This is a genomic window from Microbacterium sp. EG9 (assembly GCF_059759475.1).
Window position 1 is genome coordinate 1803378 of the sequence record NZ_CM186217.1, and the last position, 13213, is coordinate 1816590.

The following is a 13213-nucleotide window of genomic DNA, read 5'->3' on the forward strand; positions in this document are numbered from 1 at the left end:
CGGCTCACGTACCCGCCCGAGACGGGGCGGCCGGCTCGCGGCCGGGGCTCAGTAGCCGGAGAAGGCGTCCGTCGTCAGGGAGCGCGCCTTCTCGAGCGCGGGCGCGAGATCGGCGATGAGACGCGGCGGCCCCGAGATGTAGGCATGGCGCGCAGCGAGGTCGGGAACCACCTCGAGCAGGCCGTCGGCGTCGAGTCGGACGCCGCGGGCCCAGCGCCAGTGCGGCGGCAGGGTGGAGGGCTCGTTGCGCGTGAAGACGATCACGGGGATGCCGGCGTCCTCCAGGTCGCTGCGGAACGCGAGCTCCTCGGCATCCGAGGCGACGTAGACGAAGACGACGTCACGGTCCTCGCCGGACAGGCGCAGGTGACGCAGCTGGGACACGAACGGCGTCACGCCGATGCCCGCGGCGACCATCAGGACGGGGGCGGACGGCCGCGCCGGCAGGACGAAATCGCCCCAGACGCCGGTGACGGCGAGCCTCTGGCCGGGCTCGACGAGGGCGAGCGCCTTCTTGTAGCTGGACTGCGATCCCTCCCGCAGTGCGATGCGCACCTCCGGGAGCTCTTCGGGGGCCGAGACGATGCTGAACTCCCGCCGCGTGCCGCGCGCGTCGGGGCGCGGGTGCGGCACCTCGAGCTCGAGGTACTGCCCCGACACGAAGCGGAAGCGCCGCTCGGCACGGAACGAGAGCTCGCGCACCGTCGGCGTCAGCGCCACGCGGTCCTGGAACGTGAGGCGGACGGCCGTGCGGGCGGCGAAGGCGAACGCGAGGAGGTTGCCGATGAGCAGCGCGCGCTCCTGGCCGAGGCTGACGTCGCCGATGTCGATGGGCCAGCCGGCCAGCACGCCCACGAGCGCCGCCACGGCGAACTGCTGCCAGCGGCGGGGCGGGAGGGTGAGCGGCTCGGACAGCATGAAGGCGCCGAGGAACAGGAACGGCGACGACCACAGGATGTTCCAGAAGACGGTGCCGGTGTCGAGCGCGAGTCCCGCCTGCTGGTACTGCACCGATGTGCGCACGAACGCGACCGCGACCGCGATCAGCAGGAACAGCGTGATGATGCGCACCTTCTCGGTGCGCACGAGCACCACCAGTCCGAGCAGGATCACCGGGCCGGCGAGGAACGGGGATCCCACCCACCAGGCCGAGGCGCCGAGGTCCGGAAGCCAGACGCTGAGGATCGTGAGGACGGTGGCGCCGACGGCGGCCGGGTTGAAGATGTGTCGCCCCTGCCACACCAGAAGGTACTTGGATGCCGAGGCCACCACGCCCGCCACGAGGACGCCCACGAGTCCCAGCGGCTCGACCGTGGGCCGGAGCACGAACAGCAGGATGAGCGCGGTGATGAGGGAGGACTCCCAGCGCCAGTCCTTGCCGAGGAAGCGGTGCGCGACGGCATCCGTGCCCGCACACGCCAGCGCGAGGACGGCGACGGTGGCCAGCAGCTCCCACGGCGACGGCCCCACCGCGCCGAACAACGACAGCACGAACGAGATCGCCGCGAGCACCGCGAGGGCGAGCACGACCAGTCGGTACATGGAGACGCGGCCGAGCACCGCGAGGGTGCGGTTCCAGGCGGCGGTCAGCGAGGTCATCACAGGAACAACTCTGCCTTACTGTCGGGCGACCACTCCACGCGGCCGTCGGTGGTCATGCGGACCCACGCGACGCCGTGGGCATGGGCGAAACGCGGTCCGCCGTCGAAGAAGAGCGCGGTCGCCGCGGCATCCGCGGTCATCGCGTCGGGCGCCACCGCCCACGTGGCGGCGATCGTCCGCACCGGCTCCCCCGTGCGGGCGTCCAGGACGTGGTGCAGGCCGCCGCCGTCCGCGCCCGGCCAGGCGCGGCGCTGCGTCGCCGACGCGCACAGGGCCGCATCCGTCACGTGCCACACGCCGATCGCACGCGCGGCGTCGAAGGGATGCTCCAGGGCGATGGTCTCGCTGCCGCGGAGGGCGATGTCGCCGCCCGCGTCGACCGTGACGTCTCCGTCGGTGCGGGGGGCGAGGGTCGCGAGCACCAGATCGACCAGGCGTCCCTTCCCGAGCGCCCCGACGTCGATCGTGGCGGCCTCCCGCAGCGTCAGGGTCCCGTCGGTCCACGTCAGCAGTTCCCGCCAGCGTGCCGGCGCCGACTGCGCGCCGCGATCGACGAGGCCGTAGCGGGCGTCATAGCCGCGGCGCGCGAGCGCGTCGCCCACGAGGGGGTTGACCGCCCCTTCGGTGGACTCGCTGAGTGCGCCGTACAGCTCGAGCATCGCGGCGGCGTCGGCGGGAGCCGGGATCGAGCCGGGCTCCGACGCGAGGGGCGCGATCCGCGCATCCGGACGGAACCGGGACCAGGTCCGGTCGAAGTCGTCGATGAGCGCGCTCACCGCGGTGCGGAGAGCCGGCGCGAGCGGCGCCGACGTGTCGATCCGCCACCGCGTGCCGATCGCCTCGAACTCCCACCGGGCCCGCTCCAGCATGTCGCCTCCGCGCGGCGGCGTCGCCGTCACGCCTTCGCTTCGGACTTGATCTCCGCGATGGCCGTGTTGAACCCGCCGCTCGTGAGCGACGATCCCGCGACGCGCGACACCGAGATCTCGTCGATGTTCTTGCCGACGACCTCGCTGCTGATCCCGCCGATGAACTGGCTCTGGTACTGCTCCGACTCGCGCTTGGTGGGGTTGCCCGACACCTCGACGCTCGTGATGACGTCGTCGGCCAGGGTGACGGTGACCGAGATGGTCTCGACGGACTCGGGGGTCGAGTAGGAGCCGTCCGCGGTGTACGTGCCGTCCTTGTAGACGCTGTCGGACGCGGTCGACTCCGCCGCGGCGGTCGACGAGGGCGTCGCGGATGCCGTGGCGGCGGTCGTCTTCTCCGGCGTGGAGCTGGCCGTCGCGTCGGCCGTCGTCGTGGCCGAGCAGCCCGCGAGGGCGACCATGCCGAGGACGGACGCGGCGGCGGCGCCGGCGCGGACGGAACGGGGTACGGCGGTGGTGCGGATCATGATGGTCCTCCTTCTGTCGTGCCCTGCCGCTTCAGATGCACGGGGGCGCATCGCGGTGGCAGTTCCACGGTAGCGGGGGCCGGGTTGGCGTCTGCCAGGCGTTGCCTATGCATTCGCATTGAAAGACGCGCGCTCAGCGCACCGCCGCGACGTCCGGGCCCGACCGACGCCGCAGCGCCTTGAGCCCTTCCACCGCGAAGAACACCGCGACCGACATGCCGACCGGGAGGATCCAGCCCACCGCATCCAGGGGTTCGGAGCCGAACAGCCCATTGAGGAACGGCAGGTAGGTGTACAGCACCTGGAGCACGATGAGAGCGAGCGCCGACCACCAGATGACCGGGTTGCCGCGCAGGACGTCCACCGTGAGGCTCGATCGCCCGAGGAAGCGGCAGTTGAGCAGGAACGCCAGCTGACCGAACGCGAGCATCGCGACGGCCTCCGTGCGCGCGACGTCGACGTCCGAGCCGCGCGCAAGCGAGAGGGCGAAGACCGCGAGCGTCGCGCCGCCGATCAGCAGCGACACCGAGAGCACGAAACCGAGCTCTCGGGCCGACACGATGGATCCGCCCGTGGCGCGCGGCGGACGGGTCATGATCCCGCGCTCGGCCGGCTCGTAGGCGAGCGCGAGCGACAGGGTGACGGCGGTCACCATGTTCACCCACAGCACCTGGACGGGTGTCAGCGGGAGGGTCAGGCCGAACAGCACGGCGACGAGGATCACCAGCGACTGCGCGCCGTTGGTCGGCAGCAGGAAGACGACCGACTTGCGGAGGTTGTCGTAGATGCGCCGTCCCTCGGCGATGGCGCTGCGGATCGTCGCGAAGTTGTCGTCGGCCAGGACGATCTCGGCGGCCTCCTTCGTCGCCTCGGTGCCCTTGATGCCCATCGCGATGCCGACGTCGGCACGGGTGAGCGCGGGAGCGTCGTTGACGCCGTCGCCGGTCATCGCGACGACCTCGCCGTGCGACTGCAGGGCGCGGACGATACGGATCTTGTGCTCGGGACTCGTGCGGGCGAACACGTCGACCCCGCGCACGACGGCCTTCAGCTGCTCCTGGCTGAGCGCCTCCAGCTCGGCGCCGGTCAGCACCGGGGCGTCCTCGTCGGCGACCAGACCCATCTCGCGGCTGATCGCACGGGCGGTGCCGGCGTGGTCACCGGTGATCATCTTCACGCGGATGCCGGCGGCATGGCAGTCGGCGATGGCGGCGATGGCCTCGGGACGCGGCGGGTCGACGATGCCCCACAACCCGAGGAGCTCCAGGTCCTGGAGGTCGTCGACCTCGAGGGTGGTGGCGCGGGTGGGCTTGCGTGCGGCGGCGAGCACGCGCAGGCCCTGCCCGCTGAGCTCATCGACCGCCCGCTCCCAGAAGCCGCGGTCGAGCGGCTCCGAGCCATCGGCCCCGCGCTGGGTCAGTGCGCGGTCCAGGAGGCGGTCGGGCGCGCCCTTGACCAGGATCGCGCGCGAGCCGTCGGCGCTCTCGTTGAGGGTCGCCATGAACTTGTGGGCCGAGTCGAAGGGCACGACGCCGATACGGCGCGTGCCGGCGGTGTCCGTTCCCCCCTTCATCGCGACGACCTTCAGCGCGCCCTCGGTGGGCTCTCCGACCAGCGCCCAGCCGGCGGCGCCGGCCCGCTCGGCATCCGCTCCCGCGGAGACGCGCTCGAGGGACGCGTCGTTGCACAGGTCGGCGACGGCGAGGAGGGCCGCGAGATCGGCGCCGCCGGCCGGCGCGATGTCGCCGGCGGGGTCGTAGCCGAGGCCGGACACCTCGTAGCGTGCGACGGGCGTGACGATCGTGCGGACGGTCATCTCGTTCTTGGTGAGCGTGCCGGTCTTGTCGGAGCACACGGTGGTCACCGACCCGAGGGCCTCCACCGCGGGGAGCTTGCGCGTGATCGCGTGGCGCCGCGCCATCTGCTGCACGCCGATCGCCAGCGTGATGGTGACGAGGGCGGGCAGGCCCTCGGGGATCGCGGCGACGGCGAAGCCGATGGTCGCCGACACCAGCTCGGGCAGCGGCATCTGGTGGAGGTAGCGGCCGATGACCATCATCGTCAGCGCCATGCCGAGGATCACCAGCGTGAGCTTGCGGCCGAAGGCGTTCAGCTGGGTGGTGAGCGGCGTGTCGAGCGATCCGGCGTCGCCGACGAGCGCCTGGATCTTGCCGATCTCGGTGGACGAGCCCGTGCCCGTCACGATGCCGAGGCCCTGTCCGGCCGTCACGATGGTCCCGGAGAAGGCCATCGACGAGCGGTCGCCCACGCCGGCGTCGCCGGCGACGGGGGCGCGGTCCTTCGACGACGACACCGACTCGCCGGTCAGCGCCGCCTCGTCGATCCGCAGCTGGGTCGCCTCCGCCAGCCGCACGTCGGCGGGGACCTTGTCGCCCGGCATGAGTCGCACGAGATCGCCCGGCACGAGATCGGCCGCCGGCACCGTCGCCCACCGGCCGTCGCGACGCACGGTCGCATCGGACGAGAGCATGCCGCGGATGCCCGCCAAGGCCTTCTCGGCGCGCCCCTCCTGCACGTAGCCGATGACGGCGTTGATGATCGCGACCGCCATGATCACCCAGAAGTCGAGCCAGTCGCCCATCACCGCCTTGATGGCGGCGGCGGCGAGCAGGATGTAGATGAGGGTGTCGTTGAAATGCGACAGGAAACGGAGCCACGCGGGGGTCCGCTGGGGCTCGGGCAGGAGGTTCGGCCCGACGACGTCGAGTCGCGACGTCGCTTCGGACGTGGTCAGGCCGGCGTCGTCGACGCGCAGCGCGCGCCGCACCTCGTCGACCTCACGTGCGTGCGGGCCTGCGACGGTGAACTCGGCGTCGACGGTGGGAAGGGTCATAGCGCGATCCTAGAAGGTGCGCGCCCGACTCGCCGTCCGCGCGGCGGGGGAAAACACGGCGGATGCCGACTCAGGCGGCGCCGTCGAACATGCTCGTGACGGAGCCGTCCTCGAAGACCTCCTTGATCGCGCGCGCGAGCAGCGGGGCGATCGGCAGGATCGTCAGTCCCGGGAAACGCTTCTCGGGGGGCAGCGGGATCGTGTCGGTGACGACGACCTCGTCGATGGCGGCATCCTGCAGGCGCTGCGTGGCGGGGTCGCTGAACACGGCGTGCGTGGCGGCGACGATGACGCGCTCGGCGCCGTTCGCCTTGAGCGCCTGGGCGGCCTTCACGATCGTCCCGCCGGTGTCGATCATGTCGTCCACCAGCAGGCAGACGCGACCCTCGACATGTCCGACGATCTCGTTGACCGTCACCTGGTTGGCCACGTTCGGATCGCGCCGCTTGTGGATGATCGCCAGCGGCGCCCCCAGCGAGTCCGACCACTGGTCGGCGACGCGCACACGTCCCGTGTCGGGCGAGACGACGGTCAGCTTCTCGCGGTCCTCCGGCGACAGGCTCTTCTGGAAGTAGTCGAGCAGCACGGGCTTGGCGAACAGGTGGTCGACGGGGCCGTCGAAGAACCCTTGGATCTGCGCGGCGTGCAGGTCGACGCTCATGACCCGGTCGGCACCCGCCGTCTTCAGCAGGTCGGCGACGAGACGGGCGCTGATCGGCTCGCGGCCGCGTCCCTTCTTGTCCTGGCGCGAGTACGGATAGTAGGGCGCGACGACCGTGATGCGCTTGGCGGATGCCCGCTTGGCGGCATCCAGCATGATCAGCAGCTCCATGAGCCACTCGTTCACGGGAGGCCCGAAGGACTGGATGATGAACGCGTCGCATCCGCGGATCGACACCTCGAACCGCGTCAGGATCTCCCCCGACGCGAACGTGCGGTGCTCGGTCGGGACGAGCTCGGTGCCGAGGGCCGCGGCGACGTCGTGGGACAGGGTCGGGTGGGAGCTTCCGCTCGCGACGACCAGACGCTTCTTGGTCTTGGCGACGAGTCCCGGGGCGATCCCGCGCTCGACGTCCAGATCAACCGTGTGCTTCTTGCGCGCCATCGTCCGCTTCCTGTGCAGACCGGGACTGCGCGGCAGCTGCCGCCGCGGCCGTTCCCGGTCGGTGGTTCTCAACCCACCCCTCGACGTTGCGCTGAGGGGCAACGCTCAAGGCGAGGGCTCCGGGCGGGACATCCTTGCGGATCACCGCGCCGGCTCCGGTCTTGGCGCCGTCTCCGATCCTAACGGGCGCGACGAACACGTTGTGCGAGCCGGAGTGCACCTCGTCACCGATCTCGGTGCGGTGCTTGGCGATGTCGTCGTAGTTGGCCGTGATCGCGCCGGCGCCGAGGTTCACCCCGCGACCGATGGTCGTGTCGCCGATGTACGACAGGTGCGGCACCTTGCTGCCCTCGCCGATGGTGGAGTTCTTGGTCTCGACGAACGTGCCGATCTTGCCGCCGGCGGCCAGCACGGTGCCGGGTCGGAGGTAGGCGAAGGGGCCCACCGTGGCGCCCGCGCCGATCACGGCAAGCGTCGCGTCGGCGCGGCGCACGACCGCGTTCTCGCCGACCTCGCAGTCCTCCAGCGTCGTGTCCGGGCCGATCGTGGCGCCCGCGGCCACCGCCGTCGCCCGCAGGATGTGGGTGTTCGGCAGCACGGTGACGTCGGGGGCGAGGGTCGCCGTCACGTCGATCCACGTCGTCGCCGGGTCCTGGATGGTCGCGCCCTCGAGCTGCCAGCGGCGCACGGTGCGGGCGTTGAGCAGCCGCCCCGCCTCGGCGAGCTGGGCGCGATCGTTGACGCCGAGCGTGAGGGCGACGTCCGCCACGATCGAGGCGACCACCTGCTCCCCGGCGGCACGGGCGAGCCCGATGACGTCGGTGAGGTACTTCTCGCCCTGCGCGTTGTCAGTGCCCACGCGGGCCAGATGCCTGCGGAGGGCGGCGGAGCGGAAGACGTAGACGCCGGCGTTGATCTCGGTCACGGCCGCCTCGGCCGCCGTCGCGTCCTTCTGCTCGACGATGCGCTCGACGGTACCGTCGGTCGCGCGGATGACGCGGCCGTAGCCGGTCGCGTCGTCGAGCACCGCCGACAGCAGCGTCGCGCTGGCGCCCGAGTCGCGGTGATCGCGGACGAGGGCGCTGAGGGTCGGCGCGTCCAGCAGCGGGACGTCGCCCGAGAGCACCAGGACGTCGCCGTCGAAGGCCGGCACCGCGGCCAGCGCGACCTCGACCGCGCGGCCCGTCCCGGGCACCTCGTCCTGATCGACGACGACGACCTCGGGTGAGATGCCGGTGACGGCGTCGGCGACCAGGTCGCGCTCGTGCCGGACGACGACCAGCACGTGCGCGGCGGAGAGGTCGCGCGCCGTGTCGAGGACGTGGCCCACGAGCGGACGCCCGCCGATGCGATGCAGCACCTTCGGAAGCGCGGATCGCATGCGCGTCCCCTGCCCGGCGGCGAGGATCACGACGGCCAGGGACGCGTCCCACGTGTTCTCTGTCATGCTCCGCCGCCAGGATTCGAACCTGAACCTCACAGCTCCAAAGGCTGTCGTGCTGCCGTTACACTACGGCGGACCGCACCCCGCGAGTCGGCGGGTATGCCGGTCCAGTCTGCCAGTCTCCGGCGCCGAAGACCGCATCGATCGGCCGTCAGGCGAGCATGAGGAAGAGCTTCTCCAGCTCCTCCGTCGTGAGGCCGTCCTCGATCTCGGCGGCGGCCGGATCGGTGAGGCATTCGCGCAGCGCGGTCGACACGATCGCGAAGCCCGCGCGGTCCAGGGCGTGGGAGACGGCCGCCAGCTGCGTGACGACGTCGCGACAGGGCCGCCCCTCCTCCACGGCCGCGATCACGGCGTCCAGCTGCCCGCGGGCGCGGCGCAGCCGGTTGGCGATCTTGCGCTGGGCGGCGGGGTCGTGCGTCGAGGTCGCCATCAGCGGGAGAACAGTCGGGAGAAGAAGCCCGATCCGCTGTCGGTCCCGTGTCCGGCGCAGCGCTGCGCGGCGGGGACGTTGCGCATCACCTGGTCCACGTGTTGGCCGCAGCCGGCCCAGGTCGTCTTTCCGCAGGTGGTGCACGTCACGGCAGAGCACATGTGAGGTCTCCTCGTCTTTCGGTGTCGGTGTGGGGGGGTTCAGACGGCGGTGCGATCGGTCACGAGCAGGGTGCCCGCGCGGTCGCCGAGGACGGCGCGGAGCGTCAGCATGCCGCCGGAGAGGGATGCCGAGTCGAACCCGGCCTGCGCGAGCACCCGATGCGCGATCGCGGAGCGCACGCCCGACTGGCACATCACGCGCACGGGGCGGCCGGCGGCGGCGTCGCGGACCTCGTCGAGGCGGGCCCGCAGCTGCGTGTGCGGGATCGCCAGGACGTCCGGCAGCCGGCCGGCGGCGAGCTCCGCGGGCGTCCGGACGTCGAGGACGAGCGCCGACGAGAGCACCTCCTCGAGCTCCTGCGCGTACCAGAGGCGGAGCGTGCCGGAGCGCACGTTCTCCCCCACCATGCCGAGCAGGTTCACGGGATCCTTCGCCGAACCGTACGGCGGCGCATAGGCCAGATCGAGATCGATGAGGTCCTCGACGCTCCACCCGGCACGGATGGCGGTGGCGAGCACGTCGATCCGCTTGTCGACGCCGTCGGCGCCGACGGCCTGCGCACCCATCAGACGACCGTCGTCGCGCCGGACGTGCGCGACGAGGTGGATCTGCGAGGCACCGGGGAAATAGCCGGCGTGCTGGCCCGGGTGCAGGTGCACGGTGTCGATCTCGACGTCCGCGGCCGCCAGTGCGGCACGGTTGGCGCCCGTCAGCGCGACCGTCTGCGCGCCGACGCGCACGATGGCGGTGCCGACCGGTCGTGGGATCGCGCGGGCCGTGTGCGGTCGGAGGATCGCATCGGCCACGAGGCGGCCCGCCCGGTTGGCGGGGCCGGCGAGGGCGACGGGGCGCACGGCTCCCGTCACGGCGTCGGCCACCGCGGTCGCATCGCCGACCGCATAGACGTCGGGCAGCGAGGTGCGGCCGTGGTCGTCGACGATCATCGCCCCGCGGACGCAGGCGACGCCGGCCTCTTCGAACACGGCGGTGTCGGGCCGGACCCCGACCGAGAGCACCACCAGATCGGCGTCGAGCCGCGATCCGTCGTCGAGGACGACGACGTCGGCGTCGACGCCCGACTCGATCGCCGTCGCGGCCGCACCGGCGCGCACCTCGATGCCGAGCGCGTGCAGCTCGGCGCTCACGAGGGTCGCGAGCTCCTCCTCCAGCGGAGGGAGGACGTGGGGCGCGAGCTCCACGACCGTGGTGTGCAGGCCGCGCTGGGCGAGCGCCTCCGCGGCCTCGACGCCGATGAAGCCGGCACCGAGCACGACCGCCCGGCGCGCACCGGCGGCGACGCGGTCGCGCAGCGCCACGGCATCCTCCACGGTGCGCAGCGTCCGCACGCGAGGGGAGTCGAGTCCGGCGATCGGCGGGCGCGCCGCCTGCGCGCCCGGTGCGAGCACGAGGGCGTCGTAGGCGAGCGTGTCGACCCCGTCCGCGGTGACGACCGTCACGGTCTTGGCCGCGGCATCCAGGTGGGTCACGTCGTGTCCGGTGCGTACGTCCAGGGCCAGCGCGGCCTTCAGCGACGCGGGCGTCTGCACGAGCAGCGCGGACGGGTCGGCGATCTCGCCGCCCACGAGGTAGGGCAGACCGCAGTTGGCGAAGGAGACGTGCTCCCCGCGCTCGAGCACGACGATCTCGGCGGACTCGTCGAGCCTGCGCGCGCGTGCGGCGCAGCTCATCCCTCCCGCCACGCCTCCGACGATCACGATGCGCATCCGTGCTCCCCCTTCAGGTTCAGTTCTCGCCCGAATATACCCCCGGGGGTATCGCGCGCCAAATCGGGCGGATCGCCTCCCGCGATAATGGAGCCATGGCCACCGAACACGACGAAGTCGACCGGATCGTCGGCGCGTGGGGTGCCCAGCGTCCCGACCTCGACTTCTCGCCCCTCGAGGTGCTCTCCCGCGTCGACCGCCTGTCGCGCCACCTCGACCGGGCGCGACGTGAGGCGTTCCGCCGCAGCGACCTCGAGCCGTGGGAGTGGGACGTACTGTCGGCGCTGCGCCGCGCGGGCGAGCCCTATCAGCTGAGCCCGAAGCAGCTGCTGCAGCAGACCCTCGTCTCCAGCGGGACGATGACCAACCGCATCGATCGGCTCGTGGGCCGCCGTCTCGTGCGTCGCGAAGCCGACCCGGCCGACGGCCGCAGCGTGCTCGTCACGATCACCGACGACGGGAAGACCCGCGTGGATGCCGCCATCACGCGTCTCGTCGACGCGGAGGCCCTGCTGCTCGGCGTGCTCTCCCGCGGCGACCGGGAACGCCTCGCCGCCCTGCTGCGCAAGCTCTCCCTCGGCTTCGACGCCTGACGCAGGCTCGCGTTTCGGTCGCCTCGAGCGCCCGAAACGGCGCCCCAGGGAGTTTCGGACGCCACGAGCGACCGAAACTCCTCCGTCGCGGGGCGTCAGCCGAGAAACTCGGACAGCTCGAACCAGCGCTCCTCCAGCGCGGCGATCTCCGCCTCCAGCGCGCCGATCGCCCGCATCCGCTCCCCCAGGCCGACGTAATCCGACTGGTCGTGGTCGGCGAGCGCCGTGCGTGCGGCATCCACCTGGGACGTGAGCTTCTGGATGCGCCGCTCCGCGGCGGCGACCTCTTTCTGGGCCGCGCGCAGGTCGGCGCCGGCCAGGGCGGGACCCGACGCGGCGCCGCCGGATGCCGCGGGAGCGGCGGCCGGTGCGGACAGCTGCGCGGCGCGCAGGCGCAGGTACTCGTCGATGCCGCCGGGCAGGTGCCGGAGGCGCCCGTCCAGCACGGCGTACTGCTGGTCCGTGACGCGCTCGAGGAAGTACCGATCGTGGCTGACGACCAGCAGGGTCCCCGCCCACGAGTCCAAGAGATCCTCGATGGCGGCGAGCATGTCGGTGTCGAGGTCGTTCGTCGGCTCGTCGAGGATGAGCACGTTCGGCTGGTCGAGCAGGATCAGCAGCAGCTGCAGCCGGCGCTGCTGACCGCCGGAGAGATCCTTGACCGGCGTCGACAGTTGGGCGGAGCTGAAACCCATCCGCTCCAGGAGCTGGCCGGGCGTCAGTTCGGCGGCCTTCGAGCCCGTGCCGATCGTGTAGCTCGTGCGCAGGCCCGAGATCACGACCCGCACCGGGTCGTCCCGGTACTGGTCCAGCTCGTCCATCCGCTGGGTGAGCGTCGCGACCTTCACGGTCTTGCCGCGCTTGACCCGGCCGCTCGTGGGCTCGACCGTCCCGGCCACCAGGCCGAGGAGCGTCGATTTGCCGGCGCCGTTGACGCCGAGGATGCCGGTGCGCTCGCCCGGCGCGATGCGCCACTCGACGTCGGTGAGCACCGGATGCCCGTCGTACGCGACGCCGGCATCCAGCAGGTCGACGACGTCCTTGCCCAGGCGGGAGACGGCGAGGGACTGCAGCTGGACGGCGTCGCGGATCTCGGGGACGTCGGCGATCAAGGCGTTGGCCGCGTCGATGCGGAAGCGGGGCTTGCTCGTGCGCGCGGGCGCGCCGCGGCGCAGCCACGCGAGCTCCTTGCGGGCGAGGTTCTGCCGCCGCTGCTCGATGACCGCCGACTGGCGGTCGCGCTCGACGCGCTGCAGCACGTACGCGGCGTAGCCGCCCTCGAACGGCTCGACGATGCGGTCGTGCACCTCCCACGTGCGGGTGCAGACCTCGTCGAGGAACCACCGGTCGTGGGTGACGACCAGCAGCGCCCCCGTCGAGGCGGACCAGCGGCGCTTGAGGTGCGCGGCGAGCCAGGCGACCGCCTCGACGTCGAGGTGGTTGGTGGGCTCGTCGAGGGCGAGGACGTCCCAGTCGCCGACGAGCAGTCGCGCGAGCGCCACGCGCCGGCGCTGCCCGCCCGAGAGACCGACCACGGGGCCGTCCCAGTCGAGGTCGCCGACCAGGCCGGAGATCACGTCGCGGACGCCGGCATCGCCCGCCCAGTCGTGCTCGGCGCGGTCGCCGACGACGCTCTGGGCGATCGTGAGGGCGTCGTCGAGCGTGTCGCCCTGATCGAGCACGCCCACGCGCACCCCGCCGCGCACGGTGACGCGACCGGCATCCGGCTCCAGACGCCCCGCGAGCATCGCCATCAGACTCGACTTGCCGTCGCCGTTGCGGCCGACGATGCCGATGCGATCCCCCTCGTCGACGCCGAGAGAGACGCCGTCGAAGACGACCTTCGTGGGGAATTCCAGGTGGAGGCCCTCAGCCCCGAGCAGATGCGCCATATCCGCTC

At 72.1% G+C, this 13213-nt stretch carries 11 protein-coding genes and 1 tRNA gene; 1 reads left to right on the plus strand and 11 read right to left on the minus strand.

Annotated elements, in window-relative coordinates; translation table 11 throughout:
* Positions 1 to 48: 48 nt before the first annotated feature.
* From AC6CQV_RS08535 to AC6CQV_RS08580, 10 genes are all read right to left on the minus strand, one after another.
* Positions 49 to 1599: an FAD-dependent oxidoreductase gene (locus AC6CQV_RS08535; RefSeq protein WP_498259225.1), complete on the minus strand. Its 1551-nt coding sequence runs from the start codon at positions 1597 to 1599 to the stop codon at positions 49 to 51.
* Positions 1599 to 2471 (minus strand): FAD:protein FMN transferase, encoded by an 873-nt coding sequence (locus AC6CQV_RS08540; RefSeq protein WP_498260693.1) that lies wholly within the window; start codon positions 2469 to 2471, stop codon positions 1599 to 1601. The genes AC6CQV_RS08535 and AC6CQV_RS08540 overlap by 1 nt, the downstream gene beginning before the upstream one ends.
* A 26-nt stretch (positions 2472 to 2497) precedes the next feature.
* Entirely contained in the window at positions 2498 to 2998 is a 501-nt protein-coding gene (locus tag AC6CQV_RS08545; protein WP_498259226.1) for an FMN-binding protein, read from the minus strand.
* Positions 2999 to 3131: 133 nt separating this feature from the next.
* Positions 3132 to 5852: an HAD-IC family P-type ATPase gene (locus tag AC6CQV_RS08550; protein WP_498259227.1), complete on the minus strand. Its 2721-nt coding sequence runs from the start codon at positions 5850 to 5852 to the stop codon at positions 3132 to 3134.
* 70 nt (positions 5853 to 5922) lie between these two features.
* On the minus strand, positions 5923 to 6957 hold the full coding sequence (locus tag AC6CQV_RS08555; protein WP_060959831.1) for a ribose-phosphate diphosphokinase: 1035 nt from the start codon (positions 6955 to 6957) through the stop codon (positions 5923 to 5925).
* Entirely contained in the window at positions 6932 to 8404 is a 1473-nt protein-coding gene (gene glmU / locus AC6CQV_RS08560; RefSeq protein WP_498259228.1) for a bifunctional UDP-N-acetylglucosamine diphosphorylase/glucosamine-1-phosphate N-acetyltransferase GlmU, read from the minus strand. Before glmU ends, AC6CQV_RS08555 begins: the two co-directional genes overlap by 26 nt.
* Position 8405: 1 nt before the next feature.
* A tRNA-Gln gene (locus AC6CQV_RS08565) sits at positions 8406 to 8477 on the minus strand.
* A gap of 75 nt (positions 8478 to 8552) precedes the next feature.
* A complete protein-coding gene (locus AC6CQV_RS08570) occupies positions 8553 to 8834 on the minus strand; it encodes a metal-sensitive transcriptional regulator (protein WP_498259229.1) in 282 nt (93 codons plus the stop codon).
* The gene (locus AC6CQV_RS08575) at positions 8834 to 8995 is read right to left on the minus strand and encodes a DUF8730 family Cys-rich protein (RefSeq protein WP_498259230.1); all 162 of its coding nucleotides are present in this window, start codon (positions 8993 to 8995) and stop codon (positions 8834 to 8836) included. Before AC6CQV_RS08575 ends, AC6CQV_RS08570 begins: the two co-directional genes overlap by 1 nt.
* Positions 8996 to 9034: 39 nt before the next feature.
* A complete protein-coding gene (locus AC6CQV_RS08580; RefSeq protein ID WP_498259231.1) occupies positions 9035 to 10720 on the minus strand; it encodes an FAD-dependent oxidoreductase in 1686 nt (561 codons plus the stop codon).
* Between the two features lie 95 nt (positions 10721 to 10815).
* Between AC6CQV_RS08580 and AC6CQV_RS08585 the strand changes: the two genes are divergently transcribed.
* On the plus strand, positions 10816 to 11313 hold the full coding sequence (locus AC6CQV_RS08585; RefSeq protein ID WP_060959835.1) for a MarR family winged helix-turn-helix transcriptional regulator: 498 nt from the start codon (positions 10816 to 10818) through the stop codon (positions 11311 to 11313).
* A gap of 95 nt (positions 11314 to 11408) precedes the next feature.
* On the opposite strand, the gene AC6CQV_RS08590 is transcribed toward AC6CQV_RS08585, so the two are convergent.
* Positions 11409 to 13205 carry an ABC-F family ATP-binding cassette domain-containing protein gene (locus tag AC6CQV_RS08590; protein WP_498259232.1) on the minus strand — a complete coding sequence of 599 codons (1797 nt, stop codon included), beginning with the start codon at positions 13203 to 13205 and terminating at the stop codon, positions 11409 to 11411.
* Positions 13206 to 13213: the final 8 nt, after the last annotated feature.

Excerpts from the sequence above, each read along its gene's own strand:
- AC6CQV_RS08555 (WP_060959831.1), bottom strand. The coding sequence starts at position 6,957 with ATGGCGCGCAAGAAGCACACGGTTGATCTGGACGTCGAGCGCGGGATC.
- AC6CQV_RS08590 (WP_498259232.1), bottom strand. The coding sequence starts at position 13,205 with ATGGCGCATCTGCTCGGGGCTGAGGGCCTCCACCTGGAATTCCCCACG.
- AC6CQV_RS08550 (WP_498259227.1), bottom strand. The coding sequence starts at position 5,852 with ATGACCCTTCCCACCGTCGACGCCGAGTTCACCGTCGCAGGCCCGCAC.
- glmU (WP_498259228.1), bottom strand. The coding sequence starts at position 8,404 with ATGACAGAGAACACGTGGGACGCGTCCCTGGCCGTCGTGATCCTCGCC.
- AC6CQV_RS08585 (WP_060959835.1), top strand. The coding sequence starts at position 10,816 with ATGGCCACCGAACACGACGAAGTCGACCGGATCGTCGGCGCGTGGGGT.
- AC6CQV_RS08535 (WP_498259225.1), bottom strand. The coding sequence starts at position 1,599 with ATGACCTCGCTGACCGCCGCCTGGAACCGCACCCTCGCGGTGCTCGGC.
- AC6CQV_RS08545 (WP_498259226.1), bottom strand. The coding sequence starts at position 2,998 with ATGATCCGCACCACCGCCGTACCCCGTTCCGTCCGCGCCGGCGCCGCC.
- AC6CQV_RS08570 (WP_498259229.1), bottom strand. The coding sequence starts at position 8,834 with ATGGCGACCTCGACGCACGACCCCGCCGCCCAGCGCAAGATCGCCAAC.
- AC6CQV_RS08540 (WP_498260693.1), bottom strand. The coding sequence starts at position 2,471 with ATGCTGGAGCGGGCCCGGTGGGAGTTCGAGGCGATCGGCACGCGGTGG.
- AC6CQV_RS08575 (WP_498259230.1), bottom strand. The coding sequence starts at position 8,995 with ATGTGCTCTGCCGTGACGTGCACCACCTGCGGAAAGACGACCTGGGCC.
- AC6CQV_RS08580 (WP_498259231.1), bottom strand. The coding sequence starts at position 10,720 with ATGCGCATCGTGATCGTCGGAGGCGTGGCGGGAGGGATGAGCTGCGCC.